At 71.0% G+C, this 19716-nt stretch carries 17 protein-coding genes; 5 read left to right on the top strand and 12 right to left on the bottom strand.

The window, feature by feature from the left end; translation table 11 throughout:
* Complete coding sequence (locus ACGFIW_RS23035; protein WP_393319115.1) at positions 1 to 699, bottom strand: hypothetical protein; 699 nt, start codon at positions 697 to 699, stop codon at positions 1 to 3.
* 190 nt (positions 700 to 889) lie between these two features.
* Positions 890 to 1642 carry a hypothetical protein gene (locus ACGFIW_RS23030; RefSeq protein WP_393319113.1) on the bottom strand — a complete coding sequence of 251 codons (753 nt, stop codon included), beginning with the start codon at positions 1640 to 1642 and terminating at the stop codon, positions 890 to 892.
* A 19-nt stretch (positions 1643 to 1661) separates the two neighbouring features.
* Between ACGFIW_RS23030 and ACGFIW_RS23025 the strand changes: the two genes are divergently transcribed.
* Positions 1662 to 1850: a hypothetical protein gene (locus tag ACGFIW_RS23025; protein WP_393319110.1), complete on the top strand. Its 189-nt coding sequence runs from the start codon at positions 1662 to 1664 to the stop codon at positions 1848 to 1850.
* A gap of 28 nt (positions 1851 to 1878) precedes the next feature.
* Here the strand turns inward: ACGFIW_RS23025 and ACGFIW_RS23020 are convergent, their stop codons facing one another.
* Entirely contained in the window at positions 1879 to 2517 is a 639-nt protein-coding gene (locus tag ACGFIW_RS23020; protein ID WP_393319107.1) for a response regulator, read from the bottom strand.
* The gene (locus tag ACGFIW_RS23015) at positions 2508 to 3800 is read right to left on the bottom strand and encodes a histidine kinase (protein ID WP_393319104.1); all 1293 of its coding nucleotides are present in this window, start codon (positions 3798 to 3800) and stop codon (positions 2508 to 2510) included. The genes ACGFIW_RS23020 and ACGFIW_RS23015 overlap by 10 nt, the downstream gene beginning before the upstream one ends.
* Before the next feature lie 157 nt (positions 3801 to 3957).
* On the opposite strand from ACGFIW_RS23015, the gene ACGFIW_RS23010 reads away from it, so the two are divergent.
* The 3 genes from ACGFIW_RS23010 (at position 3958) to ACGFIW_RS23000 (ending at position 6779) form a co-directional block, all read left to right on the top strand.
* On the top strand, positions 3958 to 4878 hold the full coding sequence (locus ACGFIW_RS23010) for an ATP-binding cassette domain-containing protein (RefSeq protein WP_393319101.1): 921 nt from the start codon (positions 3958 to 3960) through the stop codon (positions 4876 to 4878).
* On the top strand, positions 4875 to 5678 hold the full coding sequence (locus tag ACGFIW_RS23005) for an ABC transporter permease (protein ID WP_393319098.1): 804 nt from the start codon (positions 4875 to 4877) through the stop codon (positions 5676 to 5678). The genes ACGFIW_RS23010 and ACGFIW_RS23005 overlap by 4 nt, the downstream gene beginning before the upstream one ends.
* A gap of 441 nt (positions 5679 to 6119) precedes the next feature.
* Complete coding sequence (locus tag ACGFIW_RS23000) at positions 6120 to 6779, top strand: C39 family peptidase (protein ID WP_393319095.1); 660 nt, start codon at positions 6120 to 6122, stop codon at positions 6777 to 6779.
* An 85-nt stretch (positions 6780 to 6864) separates the two neighbouring features.
* Here the strand turns inward: ACGFIW_RS23000 and ACGFIW_RS22995 are convergent, their stop codons facing one another.
* Positions 6865 to 7611 carry a DedA family protein gene (locus tag ACGFIW_RS22995; protein ID WP_393319092.1) on the bottom strand — a complete coding sequence of 249 codons (747 nt, stop codon included), beginning with the start codon at positions 7609 to 7611 and terminating at the stop codon, positions 6865 to 6867.
* A 375-nt stretch (positions 7612 to 7986) separates the two neighbouring features.
* Between ACGFIW_RS22995 and ACGFIW_RS22990 the strand changes: the two genes are divergently transcribed.
* Positions 7987 to 10839: an aconitate hydratase gene (locus ACGFIW_RS22990; RefSeq protein WP_393319089.1), complete on the top strand. Its 2853-nt coding sequence runs from the start codon at positions 7987 to 7989 to the stop codon at positions 10837 to 10839.
* 479 nt (positions 10840 to 11318) lie between these two features.
* Here the strand turns inward: ACGFIW_RS22990 and ACGFIW_RS22985 are convergent, their stop codons facing one another.
* The 7 genes from ACGFIW_RS22985 to ACGFIW_RS22955 form a co-directional block, all read right to left on the bottom strand.
* A complete protein-coding gene (locus ACGFIW_RS22985) occupies positions 11319 to 11930 on the bottom strand; it encodes an ATP/GTP-binding protein (RefSeq protein ID WP_357557951.1) in 612 nt (203 codons plus the stop codon).
* Entirely contained in the window at positions 11911 to 12297 is a 387-nt protein-coding gene (locus ACGFIW_RS22980) for a DUF742 domain-containing protein (protein WP_357557950.1), read from the bottom strand. The genes ACGFIW_RS22985 and ACGFIW_RS22980 overlap by 20 nt, the downstream gene beginning before the upstream one ends.
* Positions 12298 to 12302: 5 nt before the next feature.
* On the bottom strand, positions 12303 to 12722 hold the full coding sequence (locus ACGFIW_RS22975; protein WP_393319084.1) for a roadblock/LC7 domain-containing protein: 420 nt from the start codon (positions 12720 to 12722) through the stop codon (positions 12303 to 12305).
* A gap of 89 nt (positions 12723 to 12811) precedes the next feature.
* Complete coding sequence (locus tag ACGFIW_RS22970; RefSeq protein WP_393319082.1) at positions 12812 to 15445, bottom strand: nitrate- and nitrite sensing domain-containing protein; 2634 nt, start codon at positions 15443 to 15445, stop codon at positions 12812 to 12814.
* 97 nt (positions 15446 to 15542) lie between these two features.
* Positions 15543 to 17174, bottom strand: coding sequence for a prenyltransferase/squalene oxidase repeat-containing protein (locus ACGFIW_RS22965; RefSeq protein ID WP_393319079.1), 1632 nt, complete (start codon positions 17172 to 17174; stop codon positions 15543 to 15545).
* Positions 17171 to 18082: a terpene synthase family protein gene (locus ACGFIW_RS22960; RefSeq protein WP_393319077.1), complete on the bottom strand. Its 912-nt coding sequence runs from the start codon at positions 18080 to 18082 to the stop codon at positions 17171 to 17173. Before ACGFIW_RS22960 ends, ACGFIW_RS22965 begins: the two co-directional genes overlap by 4 nt.
* Positions 18079 to 19356: a cytochrome P450 gene (locus ACGFIW_RS22955; RefSeq protein WP_357558021.1), complete on the bottom strand. Its 1278-nt coding sequence runs from the start codon at positions 19354 to 19356 to the stop codon at positions 18079 to 18081. Before ACGFIW_RS22955 ends, ACGFIW_RS22960 begins: the two co-directional genes overlap by 4 nt.
* Positions 19357 to 19716: the final 360 nt, after the last annotated feature.

Genomic DNA, 19716 nt, shown 5'->3' with positions numbered 1-19716 from the left:
TCAGCCGAGCCGACAGTCGACCCCGTTGATCGTGCACCGGAGCGGCCGCTGCGCCGACTCGCCCCAACCGACACGCAGTCGCAGCGTCCGAGAGTCACCCGCGTCCAGCGAACGGGTGCCGCGCAACACGAACTCACCGTGCCCGCGACCCCGCACCGAGACCCCCGAGTCGTCAGCGACCCGCAGAGCCCACAGGTCGTCGTCGAACGTCAACTCCACGAGCCAGTCCATCGACCGACCCGACTCGTTCGCGATGGACAGCACCGCCGCGTCGCCGTCCCGGCCGTTCGTGCCGACCTGGTACCGGGCGCTGACCGCGCGCTCCGCCGGCGCACCCGACACCAACGGAGCGGCAGGCTCCGCCGGAACGCTCGTCCGCGGTGGAGTCGGCGAACCGGTCACGGTGACCCGTGGCGACGGCGTCCGACTGCTGCGCGACGGCCGCGGCGACACCGAACGCCGCTCCACACCGGCCGGCGTCGGCCCACCGGTGGCCGACGAGGCAGCCGGCACGGTCGGCAGGAACACCGGAGGCGCGGCCCGCGGCGCGACTTCCCGCTCCCGGGTCCGGAACGACAGCAGCGCGATCACCAGGAGCACCACCAGCGCACACACACCGAGCAGCACCACGATCCACGGCGCCGACGTCAACACCCGCGCCGCCCGTGACCCTGCCGCACCATCCGGCCGCACTGCCATCAGGTCTCCCCTCGTCCCCACCGACGCGACAGCGTAGCCAGCGGCGCGCGGACCGGAAACCGGGCGGGTACGGATCGGGCCAACCGGCCCGGGTCGGTCAGCCCGTCCGGACGACCGTGCAGATGAATGGTCCGTCATCCGAGACCCACGAAGGACAGCGCCGCCGCGGACGTGAACGAGAAGCTGTAGCTCAGCGCGGCGGCACCCGTACCTCGATCTCCGCACCCAACCGCGCGTCGGCGGCCAGGCCAAGGTCGTCCCCACTCCAGAACCGCCCCGGGTCGTACCAGTTCGGACGCCGGCCCGCCGGCAGCAACCCCATCGCCTCGTAGGTCACTGCCACCACCTCGGCGCAGTACGCCGTCTCCAACGCCCGGTCCCGTTCCCCCGCCGAGCCAGCCGGCCTGCCGGGGGTGGCCGAGGTGGCATCGGTAGCCGAACTGCCGTTGACGGTCGGGGTCGGCCGAGGTGCTGGCCGGTTCAGAAGCGGCAGCGCGGGCAGGCCGCCCAGGCGCGGCAGCGTCGGCACCCGACCACGCACCCAGCGCCACGCGAGCTGCGCGGTCGACGGAAACGGCGTGCCGTCCAGCCGCGCGATCGTCCGCAGCACCGCCCGCTCCATCTCACCGTCGGCCGGCGGGTCCAGTTGCCGCAGCCAGGCCCGTTGGCCGTACCGGTTGGCCCAGACGCAGACCGCATCCCGCAGATCGTGCAGTTGGACGCCACGCTGGTGGGTGCCCGACCACAGGTCCGGCAACGACCGACCCAGCTCCGCATGCCACATCAACGGGGGCATGTCGTCCAGCACGACCGCCATCCCGACGTGGTTGACCGGGCTGTTGGTGGTGAACTGGATCGCCCGGTCCGGCACGCTGCGACCCCGGAAAACCCACACGTCTCCGGTACGGGTCAACTCGACGGCCTCATCCAGGCTGATGCTCATGAGGGACTAGCCTAGGCCGATGCGGCAAGGATTGCGGTGGTGGAAGGTTCTCGGGCTGGCCGGCCTCGCCGGCGTGGCGGCCTCCGGCGTGGTCATCGCGCGGGCCGAGCGACGCCGACGCGCGTACACCCCGGAGGAGATCCGGCAGCGCCTGCTGGAACGGCACGCCCAAGCCGGCGACGCCGCGAAACCCGGCGACCCGGCCTGACCCACAGTCGCCTGTAGAGAGCGCAGGGCTAGGTGCGGAGGTATTTGAGCACGGCCAGCACCCGGCGGTGATCCGTGTCGGTGGGCGGTAGGTCGAGTTTGGTGAAGATGTTGCTCACGTACTTCTCGACCGCGCTGTGGCTGACCTTCAATGCCTCCGTGATGCCGGTGTTGGAGCGACCCTCCGCCATCAGCCGCAGCACATGCTGCTCACGTGGTGTCAGGCGCTGCATCGGGTCGTTGCGGCGCACCAGCAGTTGGGCGACAACCTCCGGGTCCAGCACGGTGCCGCCGGCGGCCACCCGACGCAGCGCGTCGAGGAAGTCCGACACCTGCGCCACCCGGTCCTTCAGCAGGTAGCCGACCCCGCTGGTCTCGACCGAGAGAAGATCGGTGGCGTACCGTTCCTCCACGTACTGCGAGAGCACACACACCGCGATCTTCGGGTGTTGCCGTCGGATGACGAGCGCGGCCCGGATGCCCTCGTCGGTATGGGTCGGAGGCATCCGCACGTCGACCACCACGACGTCGGGTCGGTGCGTGTCGACGGCGGTCAGCAATTGCCCGGCGTCGGGCACCGCGGCGACGACCTCGAAGCCACCGTCGGTGAGCAACTTGGTGAGACCGGCCCGCAGCAGGACCGAGTCTTCGGCTAGCACTACTCGCATCGGAGATGAACCGTAACGGTTGTGGGCCCGCCGGGCGGACTCACCACGCTGAGGCTGCCGTCGACGGCCGCTGCCCGCTGCGACAGGCCGCGCAGGCCGGTGCCGGCGCCGACGACCGACGCGCCGCCGCGACCGTCGTCGGTGATCGTGACGATCAGCCGGTCGCCGACGCGCTTCGCCACGACCTCGGCCCGGCTCGCGTTCGCGTGTTTGGCAACGTTGGTCAGCGCCTCGGAGACGGCGAAGTACGCGATCGCTTCGACACTCGGCGAGCAGCGCGGCACGACGTCCACGTGCAGTTTCACCGGCAGCGGCGCCCTCGCGACAATGCCCGAGAGCGCCGCGTCGAGTCCCCGGTCGTTGAGGACGGCCGGGTGCAGGCCGCGAACGAAGTCGCGCAGTTCGGCCAGCGCGGCGGTGGCCTCGTCGTGGGCCGCGGCGACGACCCCCAGAATCTCCGGCGGCCGGTCGGCGAAGGCGGCGCGGGCCATGCCCAGGTTCATCGCGAGGGAGACGAGACGCTGTTGCACACCGTCGTGCAGGTCCCGCTCGATCCGGCGCCGTTCGGTGTCGGCGGCCTCGACCAGGTCGGCTCGGCTGAGCGCCAGGGACTCGACCCGCTCGGCAAGCTCCTCGGCGTGGCTGCGGCCGAGTAGGCCCCGGGCCGCGACCGTGTCGGCCCCGGCGATGCCGCGCGCGACCCACGGCGCGGCGAGCAGCAGGACCGTGGCACCACCGAACCACAGGGCGTACCCCACCCCGGACACCCGCTCGGCAAACAGGGCGGTGAGCGGCAGCGCCGACCAGCAGAGCACGACGATCACCCCACCGAGGCCGCCCAGCAGTGGGGCGAGCAGATGGTAGGCAAGCTGACGCCAGGTGGTTCCGACGGTCCACGGCTGGTAGATCCGCTGCCAGCCGCTGCCCGGATCGTGCTTCGGCGCGGCTATCTCGACACCGAGCAGCGCCCGGAACCGCCGCCGTTGCAGCGCGCTGAAGAGCCGCGCGAACGGTGGCAGCGCCAGCGGGCTCAGGACGGCGACGACCACGTACAGCACGGGGAGCAGCCGGTGACCGGTCGGCCCTTCGACGAGGCTGGCCACGGCGGCCCACCACAGCACGCCCACGAGGCAGAGCACCGTGCCCGTGGTGGCGGCGAGGAACATCCCAGCCACCACGTGGAAGGTCGCCTGCCAGGTACGCGGCGACGACAGCGGACCCAGCACGCCGAGCGGCCCGGTGGCCCGCTCATCGGTCATCGCTCCCACTCCCGCTGAGGTCATGTGCTCACGCTAGGTATCCCGGCACCGGTCGGCCAAGGGGGCAACCCCACCGCCCGGGGTGCGGAAAACCTCAGGGCGTCCGGCTGCCCGCCCCACTTACCGCGCCGTCACGCGCTGGCAGCGTAAACGTCAGTCGGACGAGGTGAGGAGCGAAGACATGATCCAGGTACGGGAACTGACGAAACGGTACGGCGACAAGCTCGCCGTCGACGGGCTGACATTCACCGTCAAGCCGGGAATGGTGACCGGTTTCCTCGGACCGAACGGCGCCGGCAAGTCCACCACGATGCGGATGATCCTCGGGCTGGACGCACCGACGAGCGGTTCGGTGCTGGTGAACGGAAAGCCGTACCGGGCGCACACCGCGCCGTTGCGTGAGGTCGGCGCGCTGCTGGACGCCCGCTCGATCCACCCGGGCCGCAGCGCGTACAACCATCTGTTGGCGCTGGCCCGCACGAGCGGCATTCACCGCTCACGGGTCGACGAGGTGATCGAGGCGGTCGGCTTGTCCGGCGTGGCGCGGCGGCGGGCCGGCGCGTTCTCGCTCGGGATGGGGCAGCGGCTCGGCATCGCCACGGCCATGCTGGGCGACCCGCACACGGTCATCCTCGACGAACCGCTCAACGGGCTCGACACCGACGGCATCCGTTGGGTGCGCGCGCTGTTGCGGAGCCTCGCCGCCGAAGGCCGAACGGTCCTCGTCTCCTCGCACCTGATGAGCGAGATGGCGCTCACCGCCCAGCACCTCATCGTCATCGGCAAGGGCCGACTGATCGCCGACACCGGTGTGGCGGAGTTCGTCCAGGCAGATAGCCGCAGCGTGGTCCGGGTGCGCACCACCCACCCGGCCGCGCTCGCCGCCCGCCTGTCCGGGCCGGACATCGAGGTCTCGTTGGACCGGGACGACGCCCTGACGGTGTCGGGATTGACGACCGACCAGATCGGCATGGCCGCCGGCGCGGCCGGCATCACTCTGCTCGAACTCACCGCACAGCAGGCCTCACTGGAAGAGGCATTCATCGATCTGACCCGCGACGCGGTCGAGCACCGCGCGAACACCTCTGGAGCGACGCCATGACCAACATCACCCTTCCCGCGTACCTCGGCGAGCAGCACGTCAGCCAGGCGCGCGTCATCCGCTCGGAATGGATCAAGCTGCGCTCCCTGCCGTCCACGATCTGGTGCCTGCTGGCCACGGTCGTGCTCGTGATCGGCGTCGGGCTGGCATACACCACGCTGCGCGTCGCCCGCCCGCCCGCGGATCCGACCACGTTCGACGCCGTCTCGGTCAGCCTCTCCGGCGTGCAACTGGCGCAGTTCGCGATCGGCGTCCTGGGCGTGCTGTTCATCACCGGCGAGTACGCCACCGCACTGATCCGGGTGAGCCTGGCGGCGGTGCCCCACCGCCTGCCGATGTTGTGGGGCAAAGCGGTCGCGTTCGGGCTCACCACCCTCGTGATCTCCGTTCCGGCCGTGCTCGCGTCGTTCCTCGCCGGCCAGTCGATCCTGTCCGCCAAGGACCTGGATACCGGACTCGGCGAGCCCGGGGTGGTACGGGCCGTGCTCGGCAGCGCGCTGTTCCTGACCGCGGTGGGCCTGCTCGGCCTCAGTCTGGGTGCGCTGTTGCGCAACACCGCCGGCGGGATCTCGGCGCTGTTCGGGCTGCTGTTCGCACCACAGCTCGTGCTCGGGCTGCTGCCGGAGTCAGTGTCCGACGCGGCATACCGGTATCTGCCGACGCCGGCCGGCGCAGCCGTCAGCGCTGTCCACCGGGACCCCCTCACCCTCGGCCCATGGACCGGATTCGCCTTGTTCTGCCTCTACACCGTCATCGTGCTCGGGCTCGCCGCATGGCAACTGCGCCGCAGAGACGCCTGAGTCGTGTCGGGGTGTCCCCGGCATCCGGACACCGCGATTTCCGTGAACCCGAGTCGATCACGCCGGCTCGTCCGCCGTGTCGGTTAGCCAGGTGGGCACGGTGGGCGAGTTGTCGGGTTTGGTGATCGGTGTCGGGTGGTCGGGGCCACTCCGGCGGCGGAATGGCCGGTCGGGCGGGGTCGTTATACCTGGCATGCCGCCGGAGCCTGCCGGGCTCTGGTGTGCGGCACCCCCGGGGAACACCCGCCGAGGTGCCACGGTTACACCCCCCAGCCCCCGGGTCAGTGCGGTGGAATGCCTCGCCGCCGGGGGTCGTTACGTCCCCCGCAACGCCCCGAGCAGGTCCCCCGGGGATCGCTGGCGTTGCCGTGAACTTCCCCCCGCACCACCACCCACCCCCCGGTGTGTGCGGGTGCCCCCGATGCAGAGGAGCACGCCACCATGCGTACCGATCTGATCCGTAAGACCGCCCTCACCGCCGCTGGACTCGCCTTCACCGGCGGTGCCATCGCCGGACCCGTCACCACCGCCTACGCCGCGTCGGACGCCAAGCCGACCACCCAGACCCAGACCGACCGCAAGGGTCACGGTGAGCGCCAGCTGGGTGTGCGCTACGAAGCGCAGCCGAACTTCTACTACTGCGGCCCCGCCGCCACCCGAAACGCCCTCAGCGTCCAGGGCAAGAACATCAACGTCGACGACATGGCCAAGGAGATGGGCACCACCGAGGCCGGCACCAACAGCATCAACGACATCACCCCGGTCCTGAACAAGGAAACCGGCAAGGCCGACGCCTACCACAGCGTCGAAATCAGCAAGCCCGACGCCGACGCCAAGCAGACCGACACCCTGCGCGCCGACATCGTCAAGACCGTGGATGGCGGCCGGGCTGTGGTGGCCAACATCGCCGGCACCACCACCGACACCGCTGGGACGACGCACTCCTACGAGGGTGGGCACTACATCAGCGTCGTCGGCTACCGCGACAACGGCACCATCGTGAGGATCGCGGACTCCGCCGACCCGAACCAGGCCTCCTACGAGGTGACCGTCGAGCACCTCGCCGACTGGATCGCCACCCGCGGCTACGCCACCAACTGACCCACACCAACAAGCACCACCACACAGCCAGCACCACCGAAGGGCCGGACCCCACCACGGGGGCCGGCCCTTCGGCGTACTCGAATCAGGGCTCCCGGCCCACGCGCGCCGGCTTGGCGTCCGCCGCCGGCCCAGCGTCCACCGCCGGCTTGGCGTCCACCGCCGGCTTGGCGTCCACCGCCGGCTTGGCGTCCACCGCCGGCTCATCGTCCACCGCTGGGTCGGCTGCCTCGAAGCGGTGGGCCCGTCGGCGTAGCCACCAGGTGCTGCCGAGACCGGCGAGCACCGCGAGGACAAGCCCGGCCCAGGAGATGTCCTTGAGCCAGTGCTCGGCCGCCCGGCCCACGGTGAACAGCAGGTAGGTGGTGCCGAACGCCCAGACCAGCCCACCGGCGGCGTTGGCCAGCAGGAACCGCCGGTACGGCACGCGCAGTGCCCCGGCGAGCGGGCCGGCCAGGATCCGCAGCAGTGCCACGAACCGGCCGAAGAACACCGCCCAGACGCCGTAGCGGGCGAAGCTCTGCTCGGCTCGGACGAGTTGGGCGGGACCGAGATGCCGGGGAAAGCGCCGGCCCAGCCGTGCCAACAGTGGACGACCACCGCGACGGCCGACCGCGTACCCGATGGAGTCGCCGACGATCGCGCCGGTCGCCGCGGCGGTGGCAACCCACTCCGGCTCGACCACGCCCGTGGCGGCGAGCAGCGCGGAGCTGACCAGGACGATCTCGCCGGGCAGGGGGATGCCCATGCTCTCCACGCCGATGACCCCGCCGACGAGCAGATATACCGCGATCGGTGGCAGCGACACGAGCCAGTGCTGGACGTCGAACACGGTTGACCCCTCCTCCGACCGGGCCTCGAACCCTACCCGCGCCCAGCCGCCCCGACCGGCCCGACCGGTGCCGCCCGACCGCCCCGGCCGACCCAGCCGGCGGCCAGGCTGGCCCGACGCGCCATGGACGGCGAGGTCGACGGTGAGATCGCCAGGTGCCCGCGAACGGTGCGATCAGGTTGCCACGACACTCCCCCTAACGCGTCCTAGGAGGCTAGGTGTGAGGATGGGGGCGAGGGCAACGCCCCGGGTTGCGCAACTAGCAAGACGGACGTACGGTTTTGTTGAGCGCGGAATCGGCGGTAAGTGTCACCTAACCTCGGCGGCATCCCGACCGGTGCGACAGACTGCTCAGGACTACTCACGGTCGCTGGTGTGAAGGAGTACGACGTGGCGAGCCTCGACACCTTCGGTGCGAAGACCCAGCTACGCGTCGGAGACGCGAGCTACGAGATTTTCAAGATCGACAAGGTGGACGGCCACGCGCGGCTGCCGTACAGCCTGAAGATCCTGCTGGAGAACCTGCTGCGGACCGAGGACGGCGCGAACATCACCGCCGACCACATCCGCCAGCTCGGCGGATGGGACTCCACCGCCGCCCCGAGTGTGGAGATCCAGTTCACCCCGGCGCGGGTGCTCATGCAGGACTTCACCGGCGTGCCCTGCGTGGTCGACCTGGCCACCATGCGCGAGGCCGTGCGTGACCTCGGCGGCGACGCCAGCAAGGTCAACCCCCTCGCCCCGGCCGAGCTGGTCATCGACCACTCGGTCATCGCCGATCTGTTCGGCCGCGAGGACGCGTTCGCCCGCAACGTCGAGCTGGAGTACGAGCGCAACAAGGAGCGCTACCAGTTCCTGCGCTGGGGCCAGACCGCGTTCAACGAGTTCAAGGTCGTGCCGCCGGGCACCGGCATCGTGCACCAGGTGAATATCGAGTACCTGGCCCGCACCATCATGGAGCGCGGCGGCCAGGCGTACCCGGACACCGTGGTCGGCACCGACTCGCACACCACGATGGTCAACGGCCTGGGCGTGCTGGGCTGGGGCGTCGGCGGCATCGAGGCGGAGGCCGCGATGCTCGGCCAGCCGGTCAGCATGCTGATCCCCCGGGTGGTGGGCTTCAAGCTCTCCGGCGAGATGCCGGCCGGCACCACCGCCACCGACCTGGTGCTGACCATCACCGAGATGCTGCGCAAGCACGGTGTGGTCGGCAAGTTCGTCGAGTTCTACGGCCCCGGCGTGAGCGCCGTGCCGCTGGCCAACCGGGCCACCATCGGCAACATGTCCCCGGAGTACGGCTCCACCGTGGCGATCTTCCCGATCGACGCGGAGACGGTCCGCTACCTGGAGCTGACCGGTCGCGACGCCGCGCAGGTCGCGCTCGTCGAGGCGTACGCCAAGGAGCAGGGCCTCTGGCACGACCCGAACCACGAGCCGGACTACTCGGAGCGCCTGGAGCTGGACCTCGGCACCATCGAGCCGTCACTCGCCGGCCCGAAGCGCCCGCAGGACCGGGTGCCGCTGGGCAGCGCCAAGACGCTGTTCCGCTCGGCGCTGACCGACTACGTCGCCGACGACTCCACCGGCGAGCGCGACCTCAAGCCGAGCGTGGCCCGGGAGGAGCTGCCGCGCGGCGCCAACGGGCCGGCCGACGAGGCCAGCGCCGAATCCTTCCCGGCCAGCGACCCGCCGGCCAACGAGTTCAGCGACCCGGCCGACGAGCCGCGTGACCTGGAGACCGCGGCGGCCGGTGCCGGTGGTCGGGCCAGCAACCCGGTCCGGGTCACCGGAGCCGACGGCGTCGAGTACGAGTTGGACCACGGCGCCGTGGTGATCGCCGCGATCACCTCCTGCACCAACACGTCCAACCCGCAGGTGATGATCGGTGCCGCGCTACTGGCCCGTAACGCCGTCGAGAAGGGCCTGACCCGCAAGCCGTGGGTGAAGACCACCCTGGCGCCCGGGTCGAAGGTCGTCATGGACTACTACGAGCGGGCCGGCCTCACGCCGTACCTGGACAAGCTCGGCTTCAACCTGGTCGGCTACGGCTGCACCACCTGCATCGGCAACTCGGGCCCGCTGCCCGAGGAGGTGTCCGCCGCGGTCAACGAGCACGACATGACGGTGGTCTCGGTGCTGTCCGGCAACCGCAACTTCGAGGGCCGGATCAACCCGGACGTCAAGATGAACTACCTGGCGTCGCCGCCGCTGGTGGTCGCCTACGCCCTCGCCGGCACGATGGACATCGACCTGGCCAACGAGCCGATCGGTGAGGACACCGAGGGCAACCCGGTCTACCTGCGGGAGATCTGGCCGAACAGCGCCGAGATCCAGGACGTCATCGCCCAGGCGATCGGCGCGACCGGGTTCAGTGCCGCGTACGCCGATGTCTTCGCCGGCGACGAGCGGTGGCAGTCGCTGCCCACCCCGACCGGCGACACCTTCGCCTGGGAGAGCGACTCCACCTACGTGCGCAAGCCCCCGTACTTCGAGGGCATGCAGCAGGAGCCGAGCCCGGTCGTCGACATCGCCGGTGCCCGGGTGCTGGCCAAGCTGGGTGACTCGGTGACCACCGACCACATCTCGCCGGCCGGCGCGATCAAGGCCGACTCTCCGGCCGGGTCGTACCTCGCCGAGCACGGCGTGCCGCGTCACGAGTTCAACTCGTACGGCTCCCGGCGGGGCAACCACGAGGTGATGATCCGGGGCACCTTCGCCAACATCCGGCTGCGTAACCAGTTGGTGCCCGGGGTGGAGGGCGGCTTCACCGTCAACCACCTCACCGGCGAGCAGACCTCGATCTACGACGCCTCGGTGGCCTACCAGGAGGCGGGCATCCCGCTCGTCGTGCTGGCCGGCAAGGAGTACGGTTCGGGCTCCTCGCGGGACTGGGCGGCCAAGGGCACCATGCTGCTGGGTGTCCGGGCGGTCATCGCCGAGTCGTACGAGCGGATCCACCGCTCCAACCTGATCGGCATGGGTGTGCTGCCGCTGCAGTTCCCGGTGGATGTCACCGCCGAGTCGCTCGGTCTCACCGGCACCGAGACGTTCACCATCACCGGGGTGACCGCCCTCAACGACGGGGACACCCCGCGTACCGTGCAGGTCAGCACCGACACCGGCGTGGAGTTCGACGCCGTGGTGCGGATCGACACCCCGGGTGAGGCGGACTACTACCGGCACGGCGGCATCCTGCAGTACGTGCTGCGCCGCATGATCGCCAACTGACGTACCGACGTCCGGCGCAAGGGCCGCTTCCCGCGTTTGCGGGTGGCGGCCCTTGCGTTTCTCCTCGCTCTCGACTCGGCGGCGGCCTCAATCGGCCCGGTCATGGCGCCGGGCCGCATGGGTTGTCGCCGCCCGCGGTGGGCAGCCGGGCCCGCCGCCCGGGTTCAGGTTGCGGTCCTTTGCTCTGCACCCGCCCGCGCACCACGAACGGTCCGTAACTGGCGCATGGGCGGGTGCAGAGCAAAGGGCACGAGGAGCACCTGCACCGCCGGGCCGGATGGCGCGGGGCGGGCCCGGGTCAGCCGTCGGGTCGTCGTCGACTCGCTGACCAGCAGGAGTCGGGCGATGTCCGCGGTCGGAACACCGCACACGGCGCAACGTCAACGCGACCCGGGCGTCGAGGGCCAGCCCCGGAGGGCAGCAGGTGAAGAGCAGGCGCAGTCAACCACGCCCGGCCGCTCTCCCCCGAAAAAACCCGGTCAGTTTCCGTTGGCGGCGCGGCGGCGGGCCTCGCGGGTCTTCATGGCGTGCTCCATCAGGGTGACGAGCACCTCCTTGCTGGACTCGCGCTGCCGGGCGTCGCAGAGCAGCACCGGCACCCCCGGGTCGAGGTTGAGGGCGGCCTGCACCTCGTCGAGCCGGTACTGCCGGGAACCCTCGAAGCAGTTCACCGCCACCACGAAGGGAGTGCCCCGGCCCTCGAAGTAGTCGATCGACGGGAAGCAGTCGGCGAGGCGGCGGGTGTCGGCCAGCACCACCGCGCCGATGGCGCCCAACGCCAGCTCGTCCCAGACGAACCAGAACCGGTCCTGGCCGGGCGTACCGAACAGGTACAGCACCAGGTCGTCGCTGATGGTGATCCGACCGAAGTCCATGGCCACGGTGGTGGTGGTCTTGCCCTCCACCCCGGACAGGTCGTCGATGCCGACCCCCGACTCCGTCAGCACCTCCTCGGTGCGCAACGGTCGGGTTTCGCTGACCGCGCCGACCATGGTCGTCTTGCCCACACCGAAGCCGCCGGCGACCAGGATCTTGATCGCGGTGGGCAGTGGGGTCGCTCCCGCCGGCCGGTCAGAGTGCCCGTAGTCCATTGATTACCGCCTCGAAGATGCTGTTGTCGGGAAGGCCGGCCGTGGTCTGCGGCTCGCGGACCTGCACGAGGCTGCGAGCCGCCAGGTCACCGAGGAGCACCCGGATGGTGCCCACCGGCAGATCGAGATGGGCGGCGATCTCGGCGACGGACTGTATGCGTTGGCACAGCCCGACGATCGCCAGGTGCTCCGGGCCGAGGCCAACCTCCGGCGTTACCTCGGCTCGGGTCGCGGTGACCAGGGAGATCAGGTCGAACGTGCCGGTGACCGGGCGGGCCCGCCCGCGGGTCACCGCGTATGGGCGCACCACCGGGCCCGCGTGGTCATCCACCCACTGCTGCTCTGCTGACTCCCCCTGCACCGTCATCGCTGCTACCTCTCGCCGGCCGGCTGATCGGTGCGCGACGGCGACGCGACGTACTTGCCGACGCGGGTCACCAGCATCGCCATCTCGTAGGCGATCAGCCCGACGTCGGCGTCCTCGCTGGCCAACACCGCCAGGCAGGCGTTGCGGCCGGCCGCGGTGACGAACAGGAACGACGACTGCATCTCGATGATGGTCTGCTGCACCTGCCCACCACCGAAGCGCTTACCGGCGCCCCGCGCCAGACTCTGGATACCGGCCGCCATCGCGGCGAGATGCTCGCCGTCGTCCCGGCTCAACCCCTGGGAGGAAGCCATCAACAGACCGTCGGTGGAGAGCGCGACCGCGTGCTCGGCCTGCTTCACCCGGCCCACCAGGTCATCCAGCAACCACGTCAGGTCGGCACTCGAAGCCGTCTTCTGCGCCACTTCGTCGTCCTCTTCTCGCCCGGCTCATGCGCCGTACTCGTCTCGGGCTGACCGTCACTTCGTGCGGAAACCGCGTCCGCGGCGGTCGGTCAGGTAGCGGTGGGGTGCTCGTCGGTAGGCTCGGACGTTCCCGCCGGCGGGGCATCGGACACGCCGCCGAGCAGTCTCGCCGCGTCGGTCCGGCCTCGCCGGGTGCCGGTCTGGTACGAGCTCATCATGCGACGCACCTGCTCCGGCGGACGTATCACGTCGTCGTCGTCGGTCTCGCTGGCCGCCGGGTCGTCGCGCAACTCGGGGACGATGTTCGCCTGCCGAACCCGGACCGGCAGGCCCGAGTGGGTGCGGTCCCTCTCGGCCCCGGCGGGCACCGGCCCGCCGCCGAGAGCGGGCTCGACGACACTGTCCGCCCGCTGCGAACGGTTGACAGCGGGTTCGACGGCGCTGTCCGCCCGCCGGGAAGCATCAACGGCGGGCAGGCCGGTGGGCACCGTGGGGGCTTCCAGGGCGGGCTGCCCCGGGCCCCGTCGGGCACGGATCGGCAACTCCGGTGTCTCGGTCGCCGGCGTCGTCCGCTGTCGGGTGGGTAGACCGGCCTCCACGACGCTCCCCTCCCCCTGCGGTGTCGCGGTGCTGTCCGCGGCCAGCGGGTCGGTCTGGTCCACCGGTTCCGGCGTGCCCGCTGCCGCCGAGCCCGGTACGTGTGGTGCGGTGGCCAGCGCGACCGGCGCGAGGATGGCCGGTCGGCCGCCGCTGTCCGCGTCGAGAGCGGGAGTGCCGCTCGCCGCCGGGGGCAGTGCGATGGCCGGGGAACCGGGCCGCATCTCGCCGGAGTCCTCCGCGCCCGCGCCGGTCTCGGCGACCAACTCCCGCGGGATGAGCACGACAGCCGTGGTGCCGCCGTACGCGGATTCCTTGAGCCGGACCCGTACGCCGTGCCGTTCGGTCAGTCGGCTCACCACGTAGAGCCCCAGCCGGGCGGCGTTGGCGAGGTTCAGCTCGGACTGGTCGACGATGCGGTGGTTCGCGGCGGCCAGGTCCTCCTCGCTCATGCCGAGGCCCCGGTCCTCAATCTCCAGGGCGAACCCGTTGGCCACCAACTGGCCGCGAACCTCGACCGTGGTGTGTGGCGGCGAGAACGACAGGCCGTTCTCGATCAGCTCGGCGAGCAGGTGGATGATGTCGCCGACCGCGCGGCCGGCGAGGGAGACCGGCCCGAGTGGCAGCACGTTGACGCGGGTGTAGTCCTCCACCTCGGCGACCGCACCACGCACCACGTCGACCATCGGGACGCTGCGCCGCCACGCCCGACCCGGCGTGGAGCCGGAGAGCACGATCAGGTTTTCCGCGTTGCGCCGCATCCGGGTGGCCAGGTGGTCGACCCGGAACAGGTCCTCAAGCTCTTCCGCGTCGTGCTCGCGCCGTTCCATCGCGTCGAGCAGGGTGAGCTGGCGGTGCACCAACGCCTGCGTACGCCGAGCCAGGCTGAGGAAGACCTCGCGGACGTTACGCCGCAGCTCGGCCTGCTCGACGGCGGTGCGGATCGCGGTCTCCTGGACCGCGTTGAAGGCCTTGCCGACCTGGCCGATCTCGTCGGTGCCGAACTCCAGGGGTGGTGCCTCGGTGGCCACGTCGACCTCTTCGCCGCGACCGAGCCGCTCGACCACGCCGGGCAGCCGCTCGTTGGCGAGGCGGAAGGCCGCCCCGCGCAGCCGTTCCAGTTGCCGCACCAGGGCGCGGGCGGTGGTGATGGACACGATGATCGACGCGATGACGGCGAGCAGACCGAGGCCGGTGGCCAGCGCCAGCCGGACGACGACACCGACGGCGACCGGGGTGGCGCGGTCGACGACGCCGTCACCGCCGGCCAGCACGACCGCACGGATCTCGGTCAGCGCCGGGCCGGTCGTGTCACCCCACTCCGTGGCGGTGAGCGGCGGGCGCCCGGCACCGGCGCCCTGCATGACCTGGGTTTCCAGGACGGTCAGCCGGGTGAAGGTGGGGCCCGTCGACATCGCCTGGTAGCGACCCTGGTCGCTGGCGGGGAGCCGGACCAGCGCCGAGGAGGCGGCGAACTGCCGGGCACCGACGATCCGGGTGAACTCCGCCCGCTCGGCCGCGGTGATCCGCCCGGCGGCCAGCACACCGGCCAGCAGCGCGTCCTCCTGGGACAGCAGCTCCCGAGACCGGTTGAGGCCGATCAGCGCGGAGGTGTCCTCGGCGACCTGGTCGTCGTCGAGATTGCCGAGCACGTCGTACACCCGGTAGATCGACTCGATCACACCGGTGAAGGTCGCGATGGCCCCGGCCCGGTCGATGCTCCGGTCGTCGACAGCCGTGCGGGTCTTGTTCAGCTCGTCCAGACCGGTGATGAGAGCCTTGATCCGTTGGTCGAGGGCGTCACTGCCCAGCGTGCCGACCTGCCAGTCCTCCGTGGACCTGGTGAACGTCTCGGCCAACTCGTCGGTGCGCTGCCGCAGTTGGGCAAGCGCCGCGCGCTGCGCCTCGTCGGGCTGGCCCAGGTAGGTCAGCGACGCCCGACGCTCCGACTGCAACTGCAACAGCAGCGGCTCGGTGGGATCGAAGACCTTGGTGTCCAGCGTCTGCACACCGAGCAGGTTGACCCCGTCCCGGATGGTGACCCAGGCCGTGAAGCCCCAGAGCGCGACAAGCGAGACGAGAAGAGCGACAACCTTGGTACGCAGATTCGTACTGCGGGAACCCATTACACCGTCCCTGGCGCGGCCTGTGTGATTGTTCAGTCAGGAGTGCGTCATGCACGCATCGACCCCGGCGCACGCTAGCAGCGTCCGGGGCTAATGCTCAAGCGCTGCCGATCATGTGACCACCGTACGGGCGCGCCGCGGCGACCGGGCCCGGGTTGCTCACCAGGTCGGACCTGGTCATCGCCAACTGCCGGGCGGCGAGGACGGCCGCACGGATGATCAGCACGGGGGCGTAGAGATCCTTGTCATGCCACAGTGGAGGGTGCTCGGCACCATCGTCCACTTCGGTCAGATGACGCAGCCCACGGCCGATCGCCTCCGGCACCCCCGGGCGCGCCGCTCGACGCACCCCGAGCAGCACGTGCAGGGCGTACGCCGTCTCCTCCGCGGTGCCCGCCCAGCGCCCCCAGGCCCCGTCGGCCCGTTGGGTGGCGACCAACCAGTCCACGGCCCGGTCCACCGCCGATCCGGCGATGTCGGCCGGGGCGTACCGGTCCAGGGCCGCCACGACGCAGGAGGTGGCGTAGTACGGCGACGCGTGCCAGCGGTCGGCCCAGGAGCCGTCGGGTTGTTGTTCGTCGCCCAGCCACCCGGCCAGCGCGGCCACCCGGTCGGCGTAGCGGCTCGCACCGGCCGACGTGTGCCGGGCGTGCCAGCCGAGTGCCTCCAGCACGTGCGCGTTGGTGGTGACCGACCGGCCGTCCTCCCCCTGCCAGGTGCAGAAGTGGGTGCCGAGGTCGAACCGCAGCAGGCTCGCCGGGTCCACCGGGTGACCGGAGCGGGCGAGCGCGTAGAGCGTGACCGAGGTGGTGTCCGCGTCGGCGGGTAGCCCCGGCCCGGTCTGGGTGCCCTGCGGGCCGAGCGCGGCGGACAACTCGGCGACAAGCTTCGGGGCGGGTCGGACCGGCACTCCCGCTCGCGCCAGGTTGCTCAGCGCCCAGGCCCGCTCGAACACGGTGATCGGCGTACAGCAGGGCACCGGCCCGTCGAGAGGGCCGACAGCGTCGCGCAGGTAGGCCAGCGCCTCCGGGTCGGCGCCGGGTGTCGCCGGGTCGCCGATCCAGGCCGCGGTGGCGGCCGGCGACGCACCGATGGCCCCGGCGACCGGGGCCACGCCGCCGTGCCGACGCGCGAGCGGCCCGAGCACCTCGAAGGCGTGCACCAGTTTCTGCGGCACCGGACGGCCGCTGCCCACCAGCGCGCGTACCGCGTCGAGCCGTCGGCGGTCCACGCCGGGCAGGGCACGGAGCCCGTCGGCGAACCTCCGATCGTCGCGGGTGGCGAAGAACGCGAGGTGGTCGTTGATCCGCTCCACCAGGGCCGGAACGATGAGGTCGGCCGCCGGTGTGTCCGGGAGCGGGGTGCCTCTGCCCAGCCGGTCGGCGAGCACCTCCAACCCGCGGACAGCCGCGGCGGCCAGTGGGTCCGGGACGGTGTCCTCGGTGCCGCGCAGCGTTCCGAGCAGGGCCTCCACCGCGCTCACCGTCGGCACCACGGCGTAGCCGTCGGCACCGCCCCAACCGCCGTCGGCACGCTGGGCGTCGAGCAGATACCGCAGCCGTCGATCATGACCGGTGAGCCACGGTGCGTCGGCGACGACCCGGCCGGTCTCGTACACCGACGGGCCGACCCGGCCCGCCGGCTCGAGCACCAGGGCGGCGAGTAGCTCCCGGGCCGACGCGGCCACCGCCGACTCGCCCCGGGCACCGGCGGCTGGTGCGGTGGTCACGACACACCCCAGAAATCGGTCGACCCGTAGAAGCCCGTGCTGAAGCCGATCTGCCGGGCGAGGTAGTTGGCCGGCACCGGGCAGGTGGCGTGTAGTGGGTCGAGCAGTTCGCGGGCGTACGCCACCAGGTCGGTGATCCGGCGCTCGACGTCGGCCCGCTCCGGCACCACCATCAACGCGTTGAGGTCACCCCACCGCTTGTCGCGTTCGTAGCTGGCCAGGTCGTTGACCAACCGGATGATCCGTTGCACCTGGTCACTGGCCACCACGAGCGCGTCGAGGTGGGCCAGTGTCGCGGGATCGTCGGAGTGGATCCAGTGCGCGACGTTGACCACCGTGCAGGCGAGGTTCGCCGCGTTGGCCAGATACTCGTCGAGGGTGGGCAGCACGCCGGTGTCGGCGGCCTGCTTCCAGTCCCACTCCCGCGCCATGGCGTCGAACATCGTCCGCAACTCGGTGCGCCACACCGCCCCGTGGGTCGCGTACGCCGGCACGGCGGCCAGTTCGTCGCGCAGCTCGGCGAGGAAGCGGCCGAGGGAGTCGCCTTCGGCCGGTGCCCCGCCCTCGGCCACCGCGAGGCAGCCCGCCGTCAACCTGTCGATCTCGTCCCGGCTGCGCGCCTCGTGGTCGACGAGCCAGTCGACCGCGAAGCCCCACAACACGGCCCGGTTCGTGACGCGCAACTGGTCGAGGTCACACCAGGGCGCCCCGAACGCGATGGCCATCGCGACGTTGCCGAACAGCGCCGGGTCGAACGGTCGCGCCGGGAAGAGATCGGGGTACGCGGCGGCACGCTCGGCCAGGTCACGTTGGCCCTTCGCGGCGAGTGCGCAGATCCGGCCCTGCTCCGCGGCCAGCGCCATCTGGTCGCCACCGACTGTCGGCGGCGACGCGAGCTCCGCGGTCATGCGGAGACGCTCCGTACCGGTCGCAGGGTCACCTCGACCCGCTCAAGGGGACGCAGCGCGGCTGCCACCTTGATGCCGGGCACGGCCTGCCGTTGCAGGCTGAAGCGGAACCGGCTCAGCACGGTGGCCACGATCAGCATCGCCTCCAGGTAGAACAGGTGCATGCCGATGCACTGGTGCGGGCCGCCGCCGAAGGGGAAGTGCGCGTACCGGTGCCGGTGCCGGACCTGCTCGGGGTCGAAGCGGTCGGGGTCGAACACGTCGGGCCGGTCCCAGAAGGCGGACATCCGGTGGGTGATCAGCGGGCTGACCACGAGCGTCGCGCCGGCCTCGATCCGGACGCCGCCGATCACGTCGGCCTCCACCGCACGCCGCGGGAAGAGCCAGCCGATCGGGTAGAGCCGCAGCAACTCGTCGAGCACCTGCCGGGTGTAGCGCAGCTCGCGCAGGTGCTCACGCCGGACCGGCGCGTCACCGACCACCCGATCGATCTCCTCGTACAGTCGCTCGGCGATCTGCTCGTCCTGGGCGATGTGCGGCCAGAGCCAGGTCAGGACGCTGATCGTGGTCTCGGTGGTGGTGGCGACCATGGAGACGGTGTCGTCGCGGACCTGCCGCTCGTCGAGCCGCCCGCCGGCCTCCGTGCGCCCCCGCCACAACGTGGAGATGATGTCGTCGCCATCGGTCTCGGCCGTCTCCCGGGCCGCGCGCACGATCGGGAGCAGCGTGTCGTCGATGACCTGGACGGCACTGCGGAAGGCCCGGTCGCCGGGCATCGGCATGGCCAGCGGCGCCCACGGCACCATCAGCCGCGGCATCACCGACCAGGCGATCGCGTCCTGCGCCTGCATGATGCGCATGGCCTGCGGCACCGAGATCTTGTCGGCGAAGAAGACCCGCATGATCGCCGAGCAGACGATCTGGGCCTGGACGGTGCCCATGTCGACGGGCTGACCGGTGCGGGCCGGCTCGTCAAGCTCGTCGACGGCATCCTCGATCGCCTCGGCCAGCCGGTCCACCAGTGAGTCGACCCGCCGGGCGGTGAACAGCGGCTGGAGCACGTGGCGGCTGTTCTTCCAGTATTCGCCGTCGCTGAGGATGCCGTCGCCAAACAACCGCTTCAGCGGGCGCCACTGCAGACCGTCACCGGCGCGGACGTAGTTGTCGGGTTTCTCGCGCAGAACCCGTTGCAGGTGCTCCGGCCGGGTGACCAGGTAGGGCCGGAACGCACCGAGGCTGAGCTTCACCACCTCGCCCTGTGACCGTTCGCCCATCTCGACCAGGGTGCGGGCCGGATCACGGAACAGGTTGGGCACCACGTGGCGCAGCGGGACCGAGCCCGCCCGTCGTGGCTGAACCGGCACGGTGTGAGGTGCTACCACGGGAACTGACACTCCCTTGTGGATACTCGGTGTCGCGGAACGACTATGCGGAGTTAGGTATTCGTGGAGCATGCCACCGCGCAACCGACTTCATCTAGGCGCACTACGTGAAATTTTCATGCGCAAGGATTGCGTCACCGGAGAATCGGAGCGCCGAATTGCGGGCCCGCGACGGATGTCGCAGGTGACGGTGGTCGGGGTCCTCGGTCAAAAGGGGTGATCTTCGATAGTGACGAACGTCACTCGCTCTTC

The organism is Micromonospora sp. NPDC048935 (assembly GCF_043197875.1).
GTDB lineage: Bacteria > Actinomycetota > Actinomycetes > Mycobacteriales > Micromonosporaceae > Micromonospora.
This window is presented reverse-complemented; position numbering and strand designations above follow the sequence as displayed.

Bases quoted from the DNA above. Each gene is read 5' to 3' on its own strand.
- ACGFIW_RS23035 (WP_393319115.1), bottom strand. From the start codon at position 699: ATGGCAGTGCGGCCGGATGGTGCGGCAGGGTCACGGGCGGCGCGGGTG.
- ACGFIW_RS23030 (WP_393319113.1), bottom strand. From the start codon at position 1,642: ATGAGCATCAGCCTGGATGAGGCCGTCGAGTTGACCCGTACCGGAGAC.
- ACGFIW_RS23025 (WP_393319110.1), top strand. From the start codon at position 1,662: ATGCGGCAAGGATTGCGGTGGTGGAAGGTTCTCGGGCTGGCCGGCCTC.
- ACGFIW_RS23020 (WP_393319107.1), bottom strand. From the start codon at position 2,517: ATGCGAGTAGTGCTAGCCGAAGACTCGGTCCTGCTGCGGGCCGGTCTC.
- ACGFIW_RS23015 (WP_393319104.1), bottom strand. From the start codon at position 3,800: ATGACCTCAGCGGGAGTGGGAGCGATGACCGATGAGCGGGCCACCGGG.
- ACGFIW_RS23010 (WP_393319101.1), top strand. From the start codon at position 3,958: ATGATCCAGGTACGGGAACTGACGAAACGGTACGGCGACAAGCTCGCC.
- ACGFIW_RS23005 (WP_393319098.1), top strand. From the start codon at position 4,875: ATGACCAACATCACCCTTCCCGCGTACCTCGGCGAGCAGCACGTCAGC.
- ACGFIW_RS23000 (WP_393319095.1), top strand. From the start codon at position 6,120: ATGCGTACCGATCTGATCCGTAAGACCGCCCTCACCGCCGCTGGACTC.
- ACGFIW_RS22985 (WP_357557951.1), bottom strand. From the start codon at position 11,930: ATGGACTACGGGCACTCTGACCGGCCGGCGGGAGCGACCCCACTGCCC.
- ACGFIW_RS22980 (WP_357557950.1), bottom strand. From the start codon at position 12,297: ATGACGGTGCAGGGGGAGTCAGCAGAGCAGCAGTGGGTGGATGACCAC.
- ACGFIW_RS22970 (WP_393319082.1), bottom strand. From the start codon at position 15,445: ATGGGTTCCCGCAGTACGAATCTGCGTACCAAGGTTGTCGCTCTTCTC.
- ACGFIW_RS22960 (WP_393319077.1), bottom strand. From the start codon at position 18,082: ATGACCGCGGAGCTCGCGTCGCCGCCGACAGTCGGTGGCGACCAGATG.
- ACGFIW_RS22955 (WP_357558021.1), bottom strand. From the start codon at position 19,356: ATGGGCGAACGGTCACAGGGCGAGGTGGTGAAGCTCAGCCTCGGTGCG.